The 19,254-nt window shown below is 73.1% G+C and carries 16 protein-coding genes; 5 read left to right on the top strand and 11 right to left on the bottom strand.

What is annotated here, in order from left to right:
* Window positions 1–239 precede the first annotated feature (239 nt).
* Window positions 240–1,064, top strand: coding sequence for a SigB/SigF/SigG family RNA polymerase sigma factor (locus tag ACZ53K_RS22235; protein ID WP_468839232.1), 825 nt, complete (start codon window positions 240–242; stop codon window positions 1,062–1,064).
* Between the two features lie 147 nt (window positions 1,065–1,211).
* Here the strand turns inward: ACZ53K_RS22235 and ACZ53K_RS22230 are convergent, their stop codons facing one another.
* Both ACZ53K_RS22230 and ACZ53K_RS22225 read right to left on the bottom strand, forming a co-directional pair.
* Complete coding sequence (locus ACZ53K_RS22230; RefSeq protein ID WP_468839229.1) at window positions 1,212–1,472, bottom strand: hypothetical protein; 261 nt, start codon at window positions 1,470–1,472, stop codon at window positions 1,212–1,214.
* A 220-nt stretch (window positions 1,473–1,692) separates the two neighbouring features.
* Window positions 1,693–2,037: a trypco2 family protein gene (locus ACZ53K_RS22225; RefSeq protein WP_468839227.1), complete on the bottom strand. Its 345-nt coding sequence runs from the start codon at window positions 2,035–2,037 to the stop codon at window positions 1,693–1,695.
* Window positions 2,038–2,099: 62 nt separating this feature from the next.
* On the opposite strand from ACZ53K_RS22225, the gene ACZ53K_RS22220 reads away from it, so the two are divergent.
* The 4 genes from ACZ53K_RS22220 to ACZ53K_RS22205 all read left to right on the top strand — a co-directional run bounded on the left by ACZ53K_RS22220 (window position 2,100) and on the right by ACZ53K_RS22205 (window position 9,445).
* Complete coding sequence (locus ACZ53K_RS22220) at window positions 2,100–6,110, top strand: tetratricopeptide repeat protein (protein ID WP_468839224.1); 4,011 nt, start codon at window positions 2,100–2,102, stop codon at window positions 6,108–6,110.
* Complete coding sequence (locus ACZ53K_RS22215) at window positions 6,107–7,258, top strand: hypothetical protein (protein WP_468839221.1); 1,152 nt, start codon at window positions 6,107–6,109, stop codon at window positions 7,256–7,258. Before ACZ53K_RS22220 ends, ACZ53K_RS22215 begins: the two co-directional genes overlap by 4 nt.
* Window positions 7,255–8,535, top strand: coding sequence for a hypothetical protein (locus tag ACZ53K_RS22210; RefSeq protein WP_468839218.1), 1,281 nt, complete (start codon window positions 7,255–7,257; stop codon window positions 8,533–8,535). The genes ACZ53K_RS22215 and ACZ53K_RS22210 overlap by 4 nt, the downstream gene beginning before the upstream one ends.
* 286 nt (window positions 8,536–8,821) lie before the next feature.
* Complete coding sequence (locus ACZ53K_RS22205) at window positions 8,822–9,445, top strand: ScbR family autoregulator-binding transcription factor (RefSeq protein WP_468839215.1); 624 nt, start codon at window positions 8,822–8,824, stop codon at window positions 9,443–9,445.
* Window positions 9,446–9,467: 22 nt separating this feature from the next.
* Here ACZ53K_RS22205 and ACZ53K_RS22200 read toward each other — a convergent pair whose 3' ends face one another.
* From ACZ53K_RS22200 to ACZ53K_RS22160, 9 genes are all read right to left on the bottom strand, one after another.
* The gene (locus ACZ53K_RS22200) at window positions 9,468–10,340 is read right to left on the bottom strand and encodes a carbohydrate ABC transporter permease (protein WP_468839212.1); all 873 of its coding nucleotides are present in this window, start codon (window positions 10,338–10,340) and stop codon (window positions 9,468–9,470) included.
* Window positions 10,337–11,365, bottom strand: coding sequence for a carbohydrate ABC transporter permease (locus tag ACZ53K_RS22195; protein ID WP_468839210.1), 1,029 nt, complete (start codon window positions 11,363–11,365; stop codon window positions 10,337–10,339). The genes ACZ53K_RS22200 and ACZ53K_RS22195 overlap by 4 nt, the downstream gene beginning before the upstream one ends.
* A 62-nt stretch (window positions 11,366–11,427) precedes the next feature.
* Window positions 11,428–12,747 carry an extracellular solute-binding protein gene (locus ACZ53K_RS22190; protein ID WP_468839207.1) on the bottom strand — a complete coding sequence of 440 codons (1,320 nt, stop codon included), beginning with the start codon at window positions 12,745–12,747 and terminating at the stop codon, window positions 11,428–11,430.
* Window positions 12,744–13,730 carry a GNAT family N-acetyltransferase gene (locus tag ACZ53K_RS22185; protein ID WP_468839204.1) on the bottom strand — a complete coding sequence of 329 codons (987 nt, stop codon included), beginning with the start codon at window positions 13,728–13,730 and terminating at the stop codon, window positions 12,744–12,746. The genes ACZ53K_RS22190 and ACZ53K_RS22185 overlap by 4 nt, the downstream gene beginning before the upstream one ends.
* A gap of 190 nt (window positions 13,731–13,920) precedes the next feature.
* Window positions 13,921–14,913, bottom strand: coding sequence for a zinc-dependent alcohol dehydrogenase family protein (locus ACZ53K_RS22180; protein ID WP_468839201.1), 993 nt, complete (start codon window positions 14,911–14,913; stop codon window positions 13,921–13,923).
* Complete coding sequence (locus tag ACZ53K_RS22175; RefSeq protein WP_468839198.1) at window positions 14,910–15,776, bottom strand: carbohydrate ABC transporter permease; 867 nt, start codon at window positions 15,774–15,776, stop codon at window positions 14,910–14,912. The genes ACZ53K_RS22180 and ACZ53K_RS22175 overlap by 4 nt, the downstream gene beginning before the upstream one ends.
* Window positions 15,773–16,768: a carbohydrate ABC transporter permease gene (locus ACZ53K_RS22170; protein WP_468839195.1), complete on the bottom strand. Its 996-nt coding sequence runs from the start codon at window positions 16,766–16,768 to the stop codon at window positions 15,773–15,775. Before ACZ53K_RS22170 ends, ACZ53K_RS22175 begins: the two co-directional genes overlap by 4 nt.
* Window positions 16,749–18,125 carry an ABC transporter substrate-binding protein gene (locus tag ACZ53K_RS22165; RefSeq protein WP_468839293.1) on the bottom strand — a complete coding sequence of 459 codons (1,377 nt, stop codon included), beginning with the start codon at window positions 18,123–18,125 and terminating at the stop codon, window positions 16,749–16,751. The genes ACZ53K_RS22170 and ACZ53K_RS22165 overlap by 20 nt, the downstream gene beginning before the upstream one ends.
* A 186-nt stretch (window positions 18,126–18,311) precedes the next feature.
* Window positions 18,312–19,073, bottom strand: coding sequence for a DeoR/GlpR family DNA-binding transcription regulator (locus ACZ53K_RS22160; protein ID WP_468839192.1), 762 nt, complete (start codon window positions 19,071–19,073; stop codon window positions 18,312–18,314).
* Window positions 19,074–19,254: the final 181 nt, after the last annotated feature.

Genomic DNA, 19,254 nt, shown 5'->3' with positions numbered 1-19,254 from the left:
CCGTCGCGCCGGTCCCCGTTCCGGCGTGCGGGGCGCTTACCCGCGCCCTTGCCCCAAGGGCAAGAAGCCGGGAGAAAAAATTCGGGTCCCGGAGTGTGAGGCACCGACGCCGGGACACAAGAGCGTCAGTGCTTCGGAACCGCAGGCACCCCGTCCCAGAGGGGCCAGTCTGCCGTCTTCCGGTGAGTGGCCACTCACCTGCCTGCGAACCGCCCACCAGCGTCTAAGGAGAGCCGGCGATGGCCACCACCATGATCGCGCGCCGCCACGGGCGCCGTCACGACGACCCCGACACCACCGAGGAGATGCGGCTGCTCGTCACCCTGCCGGACGGCCCCAAGAAGGAGCGGCTGCGCCAGCGTGTGATCACCGCCTGGCTGCCGCTGGCACACCGCCAGGCCGTGCGGCTGCGCGAGCGCGGGGAACAGCTCGACGACCTCAAGCAGGTCGCCGCCCTCGGTCTGGTCAAGGCGGTCGACCGCTTCGACCCCGAGCGCGCCGACGCCTTCGAGCAGTTCGCCATCCCCACCATCACGGGTGAACTCAAGCGGCACTTCCGTGACCACACCTGGGACGTGCACGTGCCCCGGCGCACCCAGGAACTGCGCAACAAGGTCCGCAAGGCCGTACGTGAGCTGAGTACGACCCTGGACGGGCGGTCACCCACCGTCGCGCAGATCGCCGAGCACGCCCGGCTCGCGGAGGACGACGTGGTGCTCGGTCTGGAGGCGCTGGAGACCTACCGGTCCCTGTCGCTGGACGTGGCCCTGGACCGCAGCGGCGACAACGACGATTACACCCTCATGGACACCCTTGGTTCGGCCGACGGCCGCTTCGGGCTCATAGAGGACCGCGAAGCGGTCAGGCCCGCCCTGGCCCGGCTGCCCGAGCGGGAACGCCGCATCCTCTACCTGCGGTTCTTCAAGGACATGACGCAGAGCGCCATCGCCGCCGAACTGGGCCTTTCCCAGATGCACGTCTCGCGCCTGATCAGCCGGGCCCTGGCCCGCGTGCGGGCCGAGGTCGACCGGAACGCGGAGGAGGAGTACCGGGCCGCGGCCTGACCGCCGGGCACGGATCCGGACGTGGTGCGGGCACGCCGTCGACGGACGGCGTGCCCGGCCGCACGGCGCAGCCCTTCGCGCCGGATGGGCGACGAAGGGCTGCGGGCCGGTGCGGCGGGGAACGTGGTGGAACCGGGCGGCGAGCGGTCAGCGCACCCAGTGGTGGTAGAAGTGCTTGTGCTTCTTCAGATCGCTGACCTTCGTGTACGAGGAGGCGCCGGCCTCACCGATGCTCACGCCGTCCGCCCCGCCCGCGTTCAGGCCCTCCGCATAGGCGGCGTGGTGATGCTTGTAGGTGTGGTGGTGAAGGTGCTTGCCACCACCGTCGGCGGTGGCTGCTGCCGCGGGAGTGGCGGCGAGGAACCCGGCGGCGATGATGCCGACGGCGGTTATCGCGGTGCGACGCATGAGTCTCTCCTCAGGGAGGGGGAATGTTGAGACGACTCTCACCCGGCGGCGGACGCGCCGCACGCGGAGGCTGGCGAACGGGTTGCGCGCGGGCCCGGATTACCGCCACGTACGGTGACGGTCCGGCCTGTCGGGGGCTCCGCGCGCGGTTTCGGCACCGGCACCGACATCGGCTTCAGCCCCGGTCTCGGCGGGCGGCCGCCCCTGGTGCGCGGCGCCGCTACGAAGGCCCGCCCACGCTGATGCCCGGCCCCTCCGGCGGCGCGTCCCGGTCGTGCGGCTTCAGCTCGATCTCGATGCGGTGGGTGCTCTCGCGGGACAGCGCCCCGCCGGCCTCCGCGGTGACCACCCCGATCCGCAGACCGCCCCTCCCCGAGCCCTCCCGGCGGACCTGCACGGCGAACTCCACGCTGACGCGGTCCACCAGGAATCGGAGCCTGCTGCGCTCGCCCTCGCGCTGCGCCGTTTCCAGCTCCTCGCGGATGCGGCCGATGACGTCGGCCAGCCCGGCGGTCTCCGCGCCCTCGTCCCCGCCCCGTCCGCCCGGCCCGCCGAACCCGCCCATCACGGCCCTTTCGTCACACGGAGGGGAGCGGTTGTCACTCCCCGCAGCTATTGTTCCGGAGTATGAGGGAGCTCGGGGGAACTTCCCACTACTACTCAGGCGACGGATGCTGGCGGGTCCGGCTGTTCCAGGGGGAGCGCCGGGAGGCCCCGCCGCTCGGCGCGGGCGTCCTGCTGCCCGGCGGCCTGGTGCTCACCTGCGCCCATGTCGTCCTGGCCGCCCGCCGACCGGCGGCGGCCGGTGGCCGGCCCACCGATCCGCCGGTCCCCTTGGGCGGTGTGTACGCGGAATTCCCCGGCGCCCGCCCGGCGGTGCCCCGGCCCGTGGCGGCGCAGGTGCTCGTCCGCCATCTCCGGCCGCCCACCGCGCAGTTCAGCGCCGACATCGCGCTGCTGAGGCTGGCCGAGGAGCCGCCGGTGGAGCCCGCCGTGCTGCACCGGCAGATCCCGGCGCTGGGCGAGCGGGTGCACACCGTCGGCTATCCCAAGGACCTGCCGGGCGGCGAGCACATCTCCGCCCGGCTCATGGGGCGCGGCGGGCCGGGCCGCTGTCCCGAGTGGGTGCAGCTCGACCCGGAATCGGCGCCCTACGTGGTCCGGCACGGCTTCAGCGGCAGCGGGGTCGTGCACAGCCGTACGGGCGGCGTGATCGGCATCCTGGTGCACCAGTACGGCACGGTGCAGGTCCCCGTCCCCTCCAGCCACGCGTACATGATCCCGACCGAGACGGTCCTGGGGCACCTGGCCGACGAACGGATCAGGCTCCGCGCCACCGGGGCCCGTGCCGTGTCCGGGTCCATCCAGCTGGTCACCGGCGCGGCCGGCGCGGACCGGGCGCTCGGGCTGCGCCGCTGGATCGCCCGCTGGCTCGGCGACGGGGGCCCTGCCGCGGGCCCTGCCACGGGCCGGGGCACCGGCAGAGGGACCGGGGCGGGCCGGGCCACGGGTACCGGAAGAGGCGCCGGTACGGGCGCCGACCGGCATGCCCCGGCGTGGCGGGGGACACCGGCGTATCCGGACGCGGGCCGGGGCGTGCCCGGCCCGGCGCGTGGCCACCCGGACGACCGGGGGCGCCCGGACGGCGTGGCGGAGCCCGTGGAACTGGCCTTCGTCGCCGACGAGGACCAGGACGCCCGGGCCGCCCTGCACTCGGCGCTCATCCTCGCCGACCGCGAGCGCAATCCGCGGCCGTTGCGGCGCGGCGGTGCCACGAAGCCGCAGGCGGGCTCGATCGACCTCGCCCTGGACGCGACGGGCTGGACGGCGGAGAAGCTGGCCCGTCGTACCGCGACCCGGGCCGGCCTGCCCGACCGGGCACCACCGGCCGACACCGTCGGCGCCCTGACCGCGCGGATCGCCGAGCAGGCGCCGCCCCTGTCCGCCGCCTTCCTCTCCGTCGACCGGACCCGGTCCGCCGACGAGCCGGTCATGGCGCTGCTGCACGCGCTGCTGGCGCGCGGCCACAGCCGGCTCCTGCTCGTCTTCCGGGACCGGCGCTCGGCGCTGCTGGACCGCGTCGTCGGCGAACTCCTCGACGAGCGGTGGGCCGACCGTCATGAGAAGGCCGTCGCCGCACGGCTGACCGTACTGGCGGGTCTGGAGCGGCAGCGCCGACGGCCGCGGTCCGGCGGGGCGGCGGCCGACGACGGGTACGTACCGGTGCAGCCGCGGCTCGCGGGCAGGCTGGCGGCGCTGCGCGAGGGCGGGCTCCTGGGCAACAGCGCGAGCGCCGCGTACCACCTGTTCCGTATCGGCATCGACGTCGAGGACGCCTTGCGGCGCCTCGACCGGCCGCCCGCTCCGCGAGGCTATGTCGTCCTCCCGCCGGGTGCCGGGCTGACCGACCTGCCGCATGTCACCGTCGGCGACCCGGACACCCTCGTCGAGCCGGAACCACCGCCGGGACCGGCCCCGCCCGCGGCGCCCGGCTCCGACCCGGCGCCTGGATCCGACCCGATGCCCGGCTCCGACCCGGTGCCCGGCGCGGACCACCCGCCGGTTGCCGTACCGCAGACCGCCCCCGCGCGGCGGAACGGTCTCGTCCGCGGTCAGGAGCTGCACCAGCAGTACCGGGTCGTCGGCCGCCTCGGCCAGGGCAGCTACGGGCAGGTCTACCTCGCCCGCGACCGGATGCTCGCCGACCGGCCGGTGGCTCTGAAAGGGGTGCACGACCCCGATGACGAGCAGGCGGTGAAGAACGCCGGGCGGGAGCGCCTGCGGCTGGTCGGCCTCAACCACCCGTCGATCATCAAGGTCTTCAACTACGCCAGGGAACCGGGGCCTTCGGATCACAACCTCAGCTTCATCGTGATGGAGTTCGCCGACGGCGCGCCCCTGCAATGGGTCGCCGACCAGATCGAGAAGCGCGTGGAGCCCTTCCACGACCACCGGGTGTACGAATTCATCGCGGCCTACGGGCTGCTCGTGCTGGACGCGCTGACCTATCTCCACGAGGAGCGCGGGCTGGTCTACGGCGACCTCTCCCTGACGAACGTGATCCACTGCGGCGCCGGCATCAAGCTCGTCGACGTCGCCGGCGTACGCCCGATCGGCACCTCGGGGCCTGTCACCTACCCGGCGCCCGAACTGCACGGCTCCACCGGCATGACCGTCGCGGCCGACCTGTACGCCGCCGGGGCCGTGCTGGAGGAACTGCTCGCCCGGGTGCCCGAAGCGCCTCCGGGGCTCGGCACCCAGTCGCTGCAGAGTGTGCTGGGCCGGGCCACGTCCGACTTCCCGGAGGAGCGGTTCGCCGACGCCCGGGAGATGTCCGTCCAACTGCGCGGTGTCCTGAGGGAGCTGCGTTCCCTGCGGCTCGGCGAGGAGGCGGCCTTCGAACCCTCGACGCTGTTCGCCCCGGCTTCCGCCGCCCTCGACGGCGAACTGGGCAAGGCTCCGCCGCTCGGCCAGTGGCGGGACGGCGGCAACGTCAAGCGGGCGCTGACGGCACGTCCGCCGGACCCCGCCGAGGTCGCCCTCGGCCTGCCGGTCCCGCGGCCGAGCGTCGCCGACGGCAACTGGACCGAACTGCACCGCACCTCCTACGACGATCCGGTCGGCCTGCTCCAGCTCAGCGACGCGTGGAAGGAGACCCCGGAGAAGGCGCTGCTGCACTGCCGGCTGCACCTGGAGATCGCCCGCGACCACCCGGAGGAGGCCGTCGCGGAACGGGCCGCCGCCGGGGCCGAGCTGGCCCGGGCCCGTACCGCCGTCGGGGAACTCGCCGCGTACGACTGGCGGCTGCACTGGCACGAGGGACTGCTGCACCTCGTGCACGACCGGGTGGCCGGGGCACGGGAGTGCTTCGACCGGGTCTACGAAGCGATACCGGGGGAGTACGCGCCGAAACTGGCCCTCGGCTACTGCCACGAGGCCGGCGGCAACCCCAAGGAGGCCGTGGCCCTGTACGGAGCGGTCTGGCACCGCAACCACGCCCTCGGCGGCGCCGCCTTCGGCCTGGCCCGCATCCACCTCGCCACCGGCAAGCCGCAGCTCGCCCTCGACTGCCTGGAAGCCGTCCCCGCCGACTCGCGGCACCGCACCGCCGCCCGTACGGCCATGGTCCGCATCCTCGCCGCCCCGCCCGCCGACGGTGGCCCGCCCACGGTGGCCGCGGCCCGGCAGGCCTGGGTGGCGCTGCACCGGCTCACCCGCAAGGAGGGTCTGACCGACCGGCACGCCCAGGACCGGCTGCGCGCCGACCTCCAGGAACTGCTGCTCCTGCTCGTCACGGCCGCGCCCGCCGGTGCGGACCCCGGCCCGCTGGGCGCGCTCTGCGCGGAGCCCGACATCCAGGCCGAGAAGATCTCCGCCCCGCCGACGGAGCACGTACTGCGGGAAGAACTCGCCGCCTGCTACCGGCGGCTCTTCGACCAGCTGCCGCCCGCCGAACGGGCCCGTGACCGGCTGCTGGCCCAGGCACTGCTCGACAACTCCACCCACACCCGCCCCTTCGGCTTCTGGCATCGGCGCGGCTACCCGTACCCCCGCCGGCTGGACCGCTGGAAGCGCGCCCGGGCGAACGGCGGGAGCCTCCGGACGCACGGCGACACCGCCACCGAGGGGCCGGGATGAACCGCCACGACCGCCCCCGGCCGGGCCCGGAGAAGCCCGGCCCGCAGCCCGCGCCACCCCGGGCACGGCGGCGTCCAATCCGGGCGCTGTGGCGCTGGTCGGCGGGCCGCGGCCCGGCGGGCGAGCTGAAGCCCACCGGGAAGTTCCTGTTCAGCCGCATGGTGATGCTGCCCGCCGTCATGTTCACGGTGCTCGCGCTCGCCGGGACGGCCTACTTCGACGTCCACCGCCGTACGGAGGAGCTGCGCGACCGGTACGCCCCCGCGCTGGTCGACCTGGCGCACGCCCGGGTCTCGCTGACCCTCGCCCAGCAGGAGGCCGAGCAGCGGCTCGGCACCGGCGACCGCGGACCCCTGCCGCAGACCGGCCTCGTCGGGCTCGGCGAGAGATACCCGTCGCTGGTGACCGAGGCGTCGCAGAGCCTCAACAATGCCGTGCAGACCCAGGCCCTGAGCAGGGCGCAGGAGCAGGTGGTCCGCGTGGTGTCGGGCCTGGTGACCGCCTACGACGGCTGGATCGGCTGGGCCGGCAGCCACCACGCCAGCCGGCCGCTGCGCAGGGCGGGCATGGACTACGCGACGGACCTGCTGCGCACCGGCCCGACCGCTGTACTCCACCGCATCACCGGCCTGGAGAAGGAACTGCGCACCGCCGTGGCCGACCTGTCGGACCGGCGCACCACGCTCGCCGTCACGGCGTCGGCCGTGCTGCCGGCCGCGCTGCTCCTCGTCTTCGTCTTCGTCGGCCTGCTCGACTACGTACGGGCCCGCCTGCGGGTGCGCAGTCCGCTGCTGGTGCTGTACGCGCTGCCCGTCCTGGTGGTGCCGGTGGTGCTGTCGTCCGGCGTCGCCGCGCAGCAGCGGGCCCAGCGGGACGTGGAGCGCTCCGCGTCCCGGCTCGGGCAGATCACCGTGCCCCGCCCGTCCGGCGACGGCACGGAGGAGGCCGCCACATCGCGCGGACCGGACGCCGCGATCGAGGGGGAGGACGCCGCACTGGCCGGGAAGCTGCGCGGCACCCACCCGGGCGGCTGGGAGCTGGCGTCCGCGCTGGCCCTGGCCGTCGGTACGGCGGGCGCCGTGGCGTGCGGCTTCACGCTCCGCCGGTACGGCCGGGAGCACTGGAAGATCGACTGGGGGAAGGCATGAGAAGAGCGCGCCGGTGGCTGCGTCCCGCCCTGGCCTGCTGCCTGCTGGTCACGGCCGCTGTGCTGCCGGTGGGCTGTTCCTCGGCGGAGGACCGGACGGTGGTGGTCCTGGGACCGTGGACGGACGGGGAGGAGCGACCGTTCGTCGAGATGCTCAGGGAGATCGGCGAGCGGACGGGACGGACGTACGAGTACGAGGGCACCCGCTCCCTGCGGGAGACCCTGGCGGCCCAGCTGCGCACGAAAACACCGCCCGACGTGGCGGTCCTCAACGGTCTGGGCGAGCTGGCCGAGTACGCGCGAAACGGCGACGCCAAGGCGCTGCCGGAGGACGTGGCGGGCTCGGCGATCGGGCCGTGGGCGCAGCGGATCACGCTGGAGGACGAGACGGGGCAGCGGAAGCAGCACTCGTACTGGCTGCCGGTCCGGGTGGACCTGAAGAGCATCGTCTGGAGCCGTCCCGGCGACCTCAAGGCGGCCGAGAACCCCAGCTGGTGCCTGGGCATGGCGTCGGGCGCCACCTCCGGCTGGCCGGGGACGGACTGGATCGAGGACCTGCTGCTGCAGAAGTACGGCCCGGCCGTGTACGAGGACTGGGCCACCGGCGGCCTGCCGTGGACCAGCGACGAGGTGCGGCGGTCCTGGCAGGCGTGGCGGGACGTGCTCGCGAAGGACGGCCCCGGAGCGGCCGAGAAGGCGATATCCACCGAGTTCGAGAGCCTGGGCGGCGGCCGGTACGGGCTGCTGAACAGCGGCCGGTGCACCCTGGAGCACCAGGGCTCCTTCATCCGCCGGCACTACGGCGACGATGTGCTGCCCGCCCCCACCCGCACCTTCGTCCCCGGACTGCCCGCCGACCTCAAGGCGTTCGAGGTCTCCGGCGACATGGCAGCCGTCTTCCGGCCGAGCGACGCCGCCTGGGACCTGCTGCGGGAACTGGTCTCGGGTCCGGCCCGCGCCGTATGGGCCGGTCTGGCGAAACCGGCGGAGCGGCCGCTGTTCCCCGACGGGAGCACGGGCAGCGGACGGCTGTCGGCGAGCACCACCGAGGTGCGCACACTCTTCCGGGCGGCGGACAAGCTCTGTTTCGACGCGTCCGACGCCATGCCGTCGACCCTGCGGGGAGCGTTCCAGCGGGCCGTACTGGAATTCCTCCAGGACCCGCGGGACGCCGGGCTCCTCACGGGACTGCTGCGTCAGCTGGAGGCCGAACGGCTGACGCAGAAGCGGGCCGGGGCCTTCGCGCTGGATCACCTCTGCGGTGATCTCGGCGACTGACGGTGACCGATGACGCCCTGGCTCGTGCTGTCAGCGGCTTTCGGTGGCTGACAGTGACGGACGGCGGTTGACGGCGGCCGAGGCCGCCGCGCGGAGCGGCCGTCTGCGCGTCCTGCGCAGTTGGACCGCGGTGCCGCCGGTTCCGGACGGCCGCGCGAACCGGGCGCCGGGCCGCCGGCCGCGGCCGGCCGGGGTCCCCCGTAGTGATCCACATAGTGGACCGGGCCGGTACCGATGCGGCAGGGCTCGCGTTTTCTTCGTACCATTCACGTGTTTGCCGAGGGAAATGGTGCGGTCAGTGCAGGAGCGGGCGGTCAAGACCCGGGAGGCTATTCTCCGGGCGGCTTCCGAGGTGTTCGACGAGTTCGGATTCAGCGGCGCGAGTGTCAGCAAGATCATGAAGCGGGCGGGGGTCACCCAGGGCGGGATGTACTTCCACTTCCCGTCCAAGGAGGCCCTGGCACATGCCGTGATGATCGAGCAGGGCGAAGGGCTGGAGATGCCACCCGGGGAGGACGGCCTGCAGCGGCTGGTCGACATCACGCTCTACCTCGCCTCGGAGCTCCAGACCAACCCGGCGCTGCGGGCCGGGGTGCGCCTGGCGATCGAGCAGGGTGAGTTCGGCGTCCAGGACGACGCCCCCTACCAGTACTGGGTACAGGAGTTCGCCGGGCAGCTGCGCGCCGCCCGGAGCAGGGGCGAGCTGCTGCCGGACGTGGACGTGGACGACCTGGCCTGGGTGCTGGTCAGCTCGTACTCCGGCACCCAGCTCCTGTCACAGATCTCCACCGGCCGGGCCGACCTGCACCAGCGGATCGTCACCCTGTGGCGCTACCTGCTACCGGGGGTCGCCGCCCCCGACGTCAGGACTCTGCTCACCTTCGCGGAGCAGGGCGGCACGGCCGCCTGACGCCGGATTCCCGGGTGCTGTCCTAGGTGAGGCCGCTGAGCATGACGCCCCGGATGTAGTACTTCTGCAGCAGGAGGAACAGGAGCAGCACCGGCAGCACGCTCAGCATGAGCCCCGCCATCATGACGGGCACCATACGGTTGGGGTCCAGGTAACTCTGCAGGGTCTGGATGCCCACCGGCAGCGTCATCAGACGCGGGTTCGCGGTGGAGACCAGCAGGGCCCAGATGTACTCGTTCCAGGCGCCCACGAAGGTGAGCAGGGCCAGCGTCACCGCCACCGGTCTGGTCTGCGGTACGACGACGCGCCACCACACCGTGAACTCCCCGGCGCCGTCGATCCGGGCCGCCTCCAGCATCTCGTCCGGTACCGAGACGATGAACTGCCGCATCAGGAAGATCCCGAACCCGGACACCAGGAACGGCATGACCAGGGCGGCCAGGCTGACCGTCAGCCCCGCGCCGCCGTCGCCGAGCAGGCCGTTGCCGCCCGCCAGCGGCCAGTGCACGAGGATCAGGAAGTGCGGGATGAAGAAGACGAACGGCGGGAACATCATCGTCGCGAGCACCAGCCGGAAGATCAGGTCGCGGCCGGGGAAGCGCAGCTTGGCCAGGGCGTAGCCCGCCAGCGAGGACGTCAGCAGCACCGAACCGGTGATCACGGCGGTGGCGACGACGCTGTTGCGGAACAGCAGCGGCAGGTCCAGCCGGACGAACGCCTCCCGGTAATTGTCCAGCTCGAAGGCGTCCGGCAGAAAGCGGTACGGGAGCCTGCCGTACTCGCCGGGCCCCTTGAACGAGGTCAGCAGCATGTCCAGGAACGGTACGACCGTCACCACCGCACCCGCGCCCACCAGCAGGTACGACAGCCACGGAAAGCGCCTGCGCCGTCTCACGCGTCCGCTCCCTTCCGCCGGAACAGCCACAGCTGCGCCAGAGTGATCACCAGGATCAGCACGAACAGCACCAGGGCCGCCGCGCTCGCCGCCCCCCAGTCCCCGTACTTGAACGCCCGCTGGTACATCTCCAGGGCGGCGACATTGGCCGCGTCGCCCGGCCCGCCCTCACCGGTCATCACGATGATCAGCGCGAACGACTGGAGCCCGGTGATGAACTGGGTCACGCACACGAACAGCAGGGACGGCCGCAGCAGCGGCAGCGTGATGCGGGTGAAGACGGTGAACTGCCCGGCCCCGTCCAGCTCCGCCGCCTCGTAGTAGGAGCGGGGGATCGCCTTAAGGCCCGCGGTGAGGACCAGGATCGCGGACCCGAGGGAGGCCCACGCCTGGACCACCACGATCGAGGGCAGCGCCGTCGCCGGGTCCTGGAGGAAGGCCACGGAGCGCAGGCCGAGCGCGTTGAGCACGCCGTTGACCAGGCCGCCCGGCTCGTACATGTACTTCCACACGTTGCCGACCGCGACCACGGTCGTGACGATCGGCAGGAAGTACAGCGTGCGCCACAGGCCCTGGAAGCGCAGGTTGGTGATGCAGTGGGCGACCAGGACGGCGCCGGACAGCGCCAGGACCACGGTGCCCAGCGCGTACAGCAGCGTGTTGCTCAGGACCGGCGTCAGGAAGGACGAGCCGCGGGCGAAGAGGGCGGCGAAGTTGCCGGTGCCCGCCGGCCGGATGTCGGCGAGGTCGAAGCCGGCCCAGCGGGACAGTGACAGCAGCACCGCGAACAGCAGCGGCAGGACGAGGAAGACGGTGAAGAACAGCAGGCTGGGGGTGAGGAAGAGGTAGGCGATGACGGTCTGCCGAAGGCGGCGCCGGCGCCGGTGCGCCGAGGCGCGGGCGCCGCTCTCCGCCGTACGGACGCCGCGCCCGCCGTCCTCGTGGCCGCGGCCCCCGGCGGTCGTGCCGCCTCTCCCGCCGTCCCTGTCCCCGTCTCCGTCCGTGCTTCCGACCGTTGTCGCCATGCAGCACCAGCCTTTCGGGACGGACGGGCCGGGGAGGGCCCGTGGGGGCGCGGGTCGTACGGTCAGCGGGAGAGTTCCTGGTCGACCTGGTGTACGGCGTTGCGTACGGCGCCGTCCGGCGAGAGGCGGCCGGTCCACAGCTCCTCGATGTTCTTGCGCAGCAGCGCCTTGGCCTTCTGCGCGCGCGGCCCGTTCGGCTCCGGCGTGGCGTAGTCCAGCGCGTCGACGAACGGGCCGAGGTTGGGGTCGCCGCCGGCGGCCAGCAGCGCCCGCATGTCGCGGGTACGGCCGGTCATCGTGCCGACCGACATCTGCAGGACGCTCATCCGGGTGGCGCGCACCGCGGCGGCCCGGCCCGCCTCCGGCCCGGCCGGCACCACCGTGTCGTTCAGCCACCGCAGGAACTCCCACGCCTCGCGCGGATGCCGGCTCCGGGCGTTGACGCCGAGCAGGAAGCCGGTGGTGACCGTGCCCCGGTTGCCGGGTGCGAGTCCCGGCACCGGCGCCACCGTGACATCGCGGTAGTCCCGGCCCATCGTCTGCCTGAGGCTGCCGGTCCACCAGGCGCCGCTGACCGCCATCGCCACCCGGCCCGCGGGGAAAGCTTTCATCAGGTCGATGCCGGGGTCGCTGGCGCCCCGGTCGATCAGCCGCCGCTCCAGTGCGAAGACGGCGCGGCCGGCGGGGGAGCCGAGGGCGCTGTGCGTGCCGTCCGCGTGGAGGAACGATCCGCCACGGGAGGCCAGCAGCGCCAGCGTCTGGTTCACCACGGTCGAGTCGTCGGTCCGCGACAGCCCGAAGCCCTGCACGAGCGTGTTGCCGTGCCGGTCCCGCCGCGCGGTCCGGTACGCGGTCTCCTCCAGCTCCCGCCAGGTGCGCGGCGGCCCGTCCGCCCCGGCCGCGCGCAGCAGCCGCTCGTTGCAGTACAGCGCGTACGACTGCACCTCCGTGGGGTAGCCCATGATCCGGCCGTCCACCGAGGCCGCCCGGACCGCCGGCCGGGCGAAGCCGCGCCCGATCCGGGCCGCGTCCTCGGGCGGCGCCGGGCGGATCACCCCGGCCTGCGCCAGCTGCCCGGCCCACAGGCTGTACGGGTGGATGATGTCCGCGCCCTGCCCGGCGGCCTGCCGGACCATCAGGGTGGTCAGCAGATCCTGGAAACGGACCGCCGTCGTCCGTACGTGCACCCGGTCGTGCCCGGCGTTCCAGGCGTCGACCGCCCGTTGCAGTGCCGACTTCAGCGGCTCCGTCGCGTAGTGCGACAGAAGGGTGAGCACCACCGGGTCGCCGGGGCGGCCGCTGCCGCTCCGGCCGGGGGCGCCGCAGCCCGCCGCGGTCACCGCCGCTCCCGCCAGCCCCGCCAGTACCCGGCGCCGCCTCATGGCCGTACCTCCCGCCGTAAGACCTGGAACGTACGGGTCGTCACGAACCCCGCCGACCTGTACAGCCGCCCGGCCGGACTCCGCTCGCCCGTCCACAGGAACCATGCCCCGTGCGCGCCCGCCGCCCGCATCCGCTCCAGCGTCAGGTGCAGCAGTACCTTGCCCAGCCCGGTGCCGCGCTGATCCGCCCGCACCCCGAACGGCCCGAACCGCTCGGTCAGCCCCTCGTACGCCCCGTGCATCGCCCAGCCCGCGACCCGGCCCGCCGGATCGTGCGCCGTCACGACGCGGTCCATGGGCGCCCCGCCGTCCAGCGCCCGGCGGATCGTCTGCGGCCAGTCGGGACCGAACTCGTCCCCGGCCAGCCGCAGCAGCCCCACCAGGTCGTCGTCCCGCGGCGTGCCGAAGCGGTAGCCCTCGGCGGCCAGCGCGGCGGCCCGCTCCCGTACCGCGTCGGGCATCCGGTGGCCGGCCAGGGCGCGGTCCATCGCCACGGCTTCGGCACGCGGCCGGAAGTCCAGCTCCGCCAGCAGCCGGGCGGCGTCCGGATAGGCGTCCCGGTCCAGGCCGGGCAGGAAGTAGTGCGGTGTGTACGAGGCGAAGTCCACCCGGGTACGGCCGAGCCCGGCGAGCCGGTCGAGCACGTCGGTGAGCAGCCGCCGCCCGAGTCCGCCCCGGCGGACGGCCGGGTCCACGAAGAAGAACGGAATCCAGCCCTGCTCCGGCTCCAGGTCGTCCCCGGCCACCGGAACCAGGCGGCGCACCCCGTACGCGGCCCCGGCCACCGCGCCGTCCCGCACGGCGACGCGCAGACCCGCCGGATCGAAGTTCGGGTCGAGCAGCACCTGCCGGCGGAAGCGTTCCCGCGTCACGGGGTCGTACGGGGCGCTCCGGCCCCACGCGGCGACCAGCGGAGCGACGTCCCCGGGGGCGAAGTCCCGGACACGCACCGGGCCGCCCGCGTGCGGAGTCGCGTGGTCCATCGGCGTCCTCTCGTCCGCGTCCCGTACGGGTCGGCAGGTCCCATGGTTCCCGCCGTGGGACCAGGCTCCAGCACCTTGCGCGCCACGGGCTCCACGACGTGCGCACCGACGGCGATCGGCCCCCGTCAATCCCCCGGTTGGCCCGCTCCGGGGCCCCGGCGAGGGGCCCCGCGCGGCGGACGGCCCCGGCTCAGGGGGTGACCTGGATCTTCCGTCCCTGCCCGGCCTTGAAGCGGTCCAGCGCCTCCGCGTACCGGTCGAGGGGCAGCCGGTCGCTGATGAAGACCTCCGGGTCCAGGACGCCGGCGGCGAAGAGTTCGGCGGCCCGTTCGTAGCTGTGCAGGACCGCCATCGAACCGGTGATGGTGATCTCCTGGTTGTAGATCCGGTACGGCTCGATCACGGCGCGCGCCGCGTAGTCGGAGACGCCGAACTGGAGGAACGTACCGCCCTTGCCGACGCGGCCCAGCGCGTCCTGGATGGCGCGCTCGTTGCCGGTGGCGTCGATGACCACGTCCCAGCCGCGCGGCCGGTCCAGCTCGTCGGCGGAGGCCGCCGCGTTGCCGCAGCCCAGCTGCCGGGCGGTGGCCAGCCGCTGCGGGTTGACGTCGACCATGTCGACGCCCGCCGCGCCGGTGCGCTTGGCCAGTTCGAGCATCATCAGGCCCATCGTGCCGGAGCCGTAGATCAGGACGTGGGTGCCGAGCTGCTGGGAGCGCAGGATGTCGTACCCCCGTACGGCGCAGGACAGCGGCTCGATGAGCGCGGCGTCCTCGGTCCGTACGTGTTCGGGCAGCTTGACGCAGTTCGCGGCCGGCGCGACGGCGAACTCGGCGGCCCCGCCGGCCGTGGTCACCCCGATGGCGGCCCACCGTTCGCACAGGTTGTTGCGGCCGATGCGGCAGTAGTGGCACGCGTAGCAGTACAGGGAGGGGTCGACGGCGACCCGGTCGCCCTCGGCCGGCCCGGTGACCTCGCCACCGGTGGCGACGACGGTGCCCGCGAACTCGTGGCCGGGCACGACGGGCAGCGTCGGCGCGAACTCGCCCTGCAGGATGTGCAGATCGGTCCCGCACAGCCCGCAGCCCGCGACGTCGACGACGACCTCCCGCGGCCCGGGCGCCGGATCGTCGACGGTGGTGACCTCGACCCGGCCCGGGGCGCTGATGACTGCGGCCTTCATTTCACGGCTCCTAGCGAGAGGCCCTGGACGAGCTTGTCCTGGGCGGCGAATCCGGCGGCGAGCACCGGCAGGGAGATGACGGTGGCGGCGGCGCACACCTTGGCCAGGAACAGGCCCTGGCTGGTCACGAACCCGGTCAGGAAGACCGGTGAGGTCCCGGCGACGATGCCGGTGAGCACCCGGGCGAACAGCAGCTCGTTCCAGCTGAAGATGAACGAGATCAGCGCGGTGGCCGCGATGCCGGGCAGCGCGACCGGCGCGACGATGCGCACCAGCGTCGTCGGCAGCCCGGCGCCGTCGATGGAGGCCGCCTCCAGCATCTCCACCGGCACCTCGGCCAGGAAGGACCGCATCATCCACACCGCGATCGGCAGGTTCATCGAGGTGTAGAGGATGACGAGCAGCCAGATGCTGTCCAGCATCCGGGTGTTCTGGGCGATCAGGTAGACCGGCAGCAGCCCGGCCACCAGCGGCAGCATCTTGGTGGACAGGAAGAAGAACAGCACGTCGCTCCACTTGCGCACCGGCTTGATGGAGAGCGCGTACGCCGCCGGAACGGCGAGCGCCAGCACCAGCAGGGTGGAGACGACCGACGCCGTCAGCGAGTTGATCAGCGGCGGCCAGGGACTGATGCCGGTGCCCGCGCCGAAGAACTCGCGGTAGCCGTGCAGCGTCAGCCCGGCGCCGACGCTCGGCGGGTTGGTGGCCGCGTCCGCCTCGCTGTGGAAGGAGGTGAGCACCATCCACGCCACCGGCAGGAAGAAGGCGATGCCGCAGAGCCAGGCGGCCAGGCCCAGCAGGCTCCCGGTGCGCCGCCGTCGCCGTACGGCGGGCGCGGCGGCCCGTACCGTGCTCGCGCTCATCGGGTGACCTCCTCACGGAGCAGGGACGAGACGGTGCGCAGCGCGAAGGTCGCCACCACCAGGGAACAGATCACGACCACGACGCCTTGCGCGGAGGCCCGCCCGTAATCGTGGGCCTGGTAGAAGGTCTGGTAGATGGTGTACGGGAGGTTGGCGGTGTCCAGTCCGCCCGAGGTGATGGTGAACACCGCGTCGAAGTTCTGCACCACGTAGACGGCGCCGAGCAGGGCGGCCAGCTCCAGGTAGCGGCGCAGGTGGGGGAGGGTGAGGTAGCGGAACACGTCGAAGGCGGAGGCGCCGTCGACCCGGGCCGCCTCGACCGCGTCGGCGGGCCGGCTCTGCAGCCCGGCCAGCAGGATCAGCATCATGAAGGGCGTCCACTGCCAGATCAGCGCCACCTCGACTGCCGCCAGCGGCGAGGCCGTCATCCAGTCCGGCTGCGGCGGGTCCGAGCTGCCGAACAGCTTCCATATCCAGGTCAGCGAGCCGTTGATCAGCCCGTACGAGGCGTTGTACAGCGCGTGCTTCCACAGCAGCGCGGCGGCGACCGGCACGACCAGGAACGGGGTGATCAGCATCGTACGGACGACGCCGCGTCCCCGGAACTTGCGGTCCAGCAGCAGCGCGAGGCCCAGCCCCAGGACGAGGCTGACCAGCACGACGATCACGGTCAGCAGGACCGTGGTCCAGATGGCCGAGCGCATCGCCGGGTCGGTGAAGACGGCCTTGTAGTTGTCGAGGGCCGCGAAGCCCTTGTTGTCGGGGGCCAGCGCGTTCCACCGGGTGAAGGAGATGACGACGGTCGCCACGAAGGGCAGCTGGGTCACCACGACCAGGAAGACCAGGGCGGGCAGCAGCGGGGCGCGGCGGGCCCAGCCCGCGGCGCGCCGGGCGGTACCCGCGCCGCCGCGGGGCCGTATGCCGGTGCCGGGCCGCGGCGCGCCGCTCCGGCCGCCCGGCTCGTCGCGCGTCTCAACGCTCTGCGTAGGCACGGGCCACCTCTTCCGCCAGTCGCTGGCTCTTGTCGAGCGCCTCGGAGACGCTCTGCCGTCCCGCGATCGCCGAACTGACCTCGTGGGAGACCTTGGTGCCCAGGTCGGAGAACTCGGGGATGCCGACGAACTGGATGCCGGGCGCGGGCCGCGGCTGCACCCCGGGGTCGTCGGGCCGGGCCGAGCCGATCGCGTTCTTCGTCGCCGCGGCGAACGCTCCGGAGTGCCGCAGGTAGTCGCGGTCGCGGTAGGTGGAAGCGCGCTTCCCGGCCGGCACCTTCGACCAGCCCAGCCGCTCGCCCACCAGCCGCTCGTAGCCCTTGCCGGAGGCCCAGGAGATGAACTTCCAGGCCGCGTCCTGGTGGCTGCTCGCCTTCTGCACGCCCCACGCCCAGGTGTAGAGCCAGCCCGAACTCGCCGTCCGCTCGACCGGCGCGGGCGCGTAGCCGACCTTCCCGGCGACCTTGGAGTCGCCGCTCTCCAGCGATCCGGCTCCGGCGGTCGCGTCGTACCACATGGCGACCTTGCCCTGCTGCATGTCGTTCAGGCACTCGGTGTACCCGGCCTGCGGGGCGCCCGCCTGCCCGTGCCTGCGCAGCAGGTCGACGTAGAAGCGGGTGGCGGCGGTGAACTCCGGGCTGTTCATCCGGGCCTGCCAGTCCTTGGTGAACCAGGTGCCGCCGAAGGTGTTCACCACCGAGGTCAGCGGCGCCGCGAGCTGCCCCCAGCCGGGCTGGCCGCGCAGGCAGATGCCCTTCATGGCCGGGCGTGCGCCGTCCAGCTTCGCCGCGAGCGCCGCGACCTGCTTCCAGGTCGGCTTGGCGGGCATCGTCAGCCCCAGGTCCCGCAGCACGTCCTTGCGGTACATCAGGAACGACGACTCCCCGTAGAACGGCTGCGCGTACACCTTCCCGTCGGCGGCGGTCAGCGACTTCCGTACGGGGGCGAGCAGGTCGGCCTCGTCGTACCCGGTGTCCCGCGCGGCCCGGTCGCCGAGCGGGGTCAGCCAGCCGTTGCGGGCGTAGATGGGCGTCTCGTAGTTGCTGAGGCTGGCCACGTCGTACTGGCCGGCCTGACTGGAGAAGTCCTGGCTCATCTTGTCGCGCAGGTCGTCCTCGGGCAGCACGGTGTAGTTCACCTTGATGCCGGTGCTCTTGGTGAAGTGCTCGGCCGTCAGCCGTTGCAGGTCGGCCATCTGCGGGTTGTTCACCATGAGGACGTTGATGGTGTCCCGGCCCTCGTTGCCGAGGGCGCCGGCGCCCCGGTAACAGCCCCCGAGGGCCAGGGAGACGGTCACCACGGCGGCTGCCAGGCCCAGCGGCCCCCGCCGTCCGGTACGCGGGACGGACCGCCGCAGGCGAACGGTCCTCCCGGGAGATCGTGCTCGCACGGCTCGACACCTCTCTGCTGGGAACTGTGGGGACACGCCGGAAACACACCGGCCGGAGCGGCCTGGGCGCGGGTGGTACGGGCAGCGGGCACGGCGGACCGCACGCCCGTACAGGACGGCGTGCGCTCCCCGCGCGCGGTGCGCGCTGCCGTGTCAGACCCGTAGAACCTGCGGGCCCAACAGGGTGTAGCGGTGGGCCTCCGGGGCGGACAGCCCGGTGTCCGTGACGATCGTGTCCAGATCACGTACGGCCGCGAACCGGCAGAAGCTGCTCGCGCCGAACTTGCTGTGCACCCCGATCAGCACCCGCCGCCGCGACGACCGCACGGCCTGCGCCTTCACATCGGCGACGGCCGGGTCCGGGGTGGTCAGACCGTGTTCCCGAGACACCCCGTTCGCCCCGAGGAACGCCAGGTCGATGACGAACCCGGCGAGCATGTCCCGCGCCCAGGACCCCACCGCCGCCTGCGTCCCGGACCGCACCCGCCCGCCGAGCAGCAGCACGGTGGCCGTGTCGGACGCGGACACCAGCGACGCGGTGCGCAGCGAGGAGGTGACCACCGTCAGCGGCCGGTCGGTGGGCAGCAGCATCGCCAGCAGCTCCGGCGTGTACCCTTCGTCGACGAACACGGTCTCGGCCTCACCGACGAGCTGGACGGCGGCCGCCGCGATCCGCCGCTTCTCCGCCACCTGCTGGGTCTCGCGCCGGGCCAGCGTCGTCTCGAAACCCGCGCTCTCCACCGGATACGCGGCCCCGTGGGTACGCCGGACCAGGCCGCGCCGCTCCAGCTCGCTCAGGTCCCGCCGTACGGTCTCGCGCGCCACCCCGAACTCCCCGGCGACGTCCGTGACATCCACCCGGCCGGCCTGGCGGGCCAGGACGAGGATGCGGTGCTGGCGTTCCTCGGCTCTCACGGCGCACTCCTGCTCGGTTCCCTAGGTTCCACGGCGTTCCGTTCGGTCATCGTCCTGCCCGTTTCTGCCCGGCACCAGGTTTATAGCAAGCAGAAGGGCGCGTTCCGCTGCCCGTCATGGCGGGAAACCCGCCCGCTTCGGCCCGCTTGTGCCGCGCCGTTCCGGGCCCCACCGCCGCGGA

This window comes from Streptomyces sp. NPDC033221 (genome assembly GCF_055577005.1).
This window is presented reverse-complemented; position numbering and strand designations above follow the sequence as displayed.

What these genes read in the sequence shown, in the direction of transcription:
- ACZ53K_RS22235 (WP_468839232.1), top strand. Translation starts at nt 240, where the DNA reads ATGGCCACCACCATGATCGCGCGCCGCCACGGGCGCCGTCACGACGAC.
- ACZ53K_RS22230 (WP_468839229.1), bottom strand. Translation starts at nt 1,472, where the DNA reads ATGCGTCGCACCGCGATAACCGCCGTCGGCATCATCGCCGCCGGGTTC.
- ACZ53K_RS22225 (WP_468839227.1), bottom strand. Translation starts at nt 2,037, where the DNA reads ATGGGCGGGTTCGGCGGGCCGGGCGGACGGGGCGGGGACGAGGGCGCG.
- ACZ53K_RS22220 (WP_468839224.1), top strand. Translation starts at nt 2,100, where the DNA reads ATGAGGGAGCTCGGGGGAACTTCCCACTACTACTCAGGCGACGGATGC.
- ACZ53K_RS22215 (WP_468839221.1), top strand. Translation starts at nt 6,107, where the DNA reads ATGAACCGCCACGACCGCCCCCGGCCGGGCCCGGAGAAGCCCGGCCCG.
- ACZ53K_RS22210 (WP_468839218.1), top strand. Translation starts at nt 7,255, where the DNA reads ATGAGAAGAGCGCGCCGGTGGCTGCGTCCCGCCCTGGCCTGCTGCCTG.
- ACZ53K_RS22205 (WP_468839215.1), top strand. Translation starts at nt 8,822, where the DNA reads ATGGTGCGGTCAGTGCAGGAGCGGGCGGTCAAGACCCGGGAGGCTATT.
- ACZ53K_RS22195 (WP_468839210.1), bottom strand. Translation starts at nt 11,365, where the DNA reads ATGGCGACAACGGTCGGAAGCACGGACGGAGACGGGGACAGGGACGGC.
- ACZ53K_RS22190 (WP_468839207.1), bottom strand. Translation starts at nt 12,747, where the DNA reads ATGAGGCGGCGCCGGGTACTGGCGGGGCTGGCGGGAGCGGCGGTGACC.
- ACZ53K_RS22185 (WP_468839204.1), bottom strand. Translation starts at nt 13,730, where the DNA reads ATGGACCACGCGACTCCGCACGCGGGCGGCCCGGTGCGTGTCCGGGAC.
- ACZ53K_RS22180 (WP_468839201.1), bottom strand. Translation starts at nt 14,913, where the DNA reads ATGAAGGCCGCAGTCATCAGCGCCCCGGGCCGGGTCGAGGTCACCACC.
- ACZ53K_RS22175 (WP_468839198.1), bottom strand. Translation starts at nt 15,776, where the DNA reads ATGAGCGCGAGCACGGTACGGGCCGCCGCGCCCGCCGTACGGCGACGG.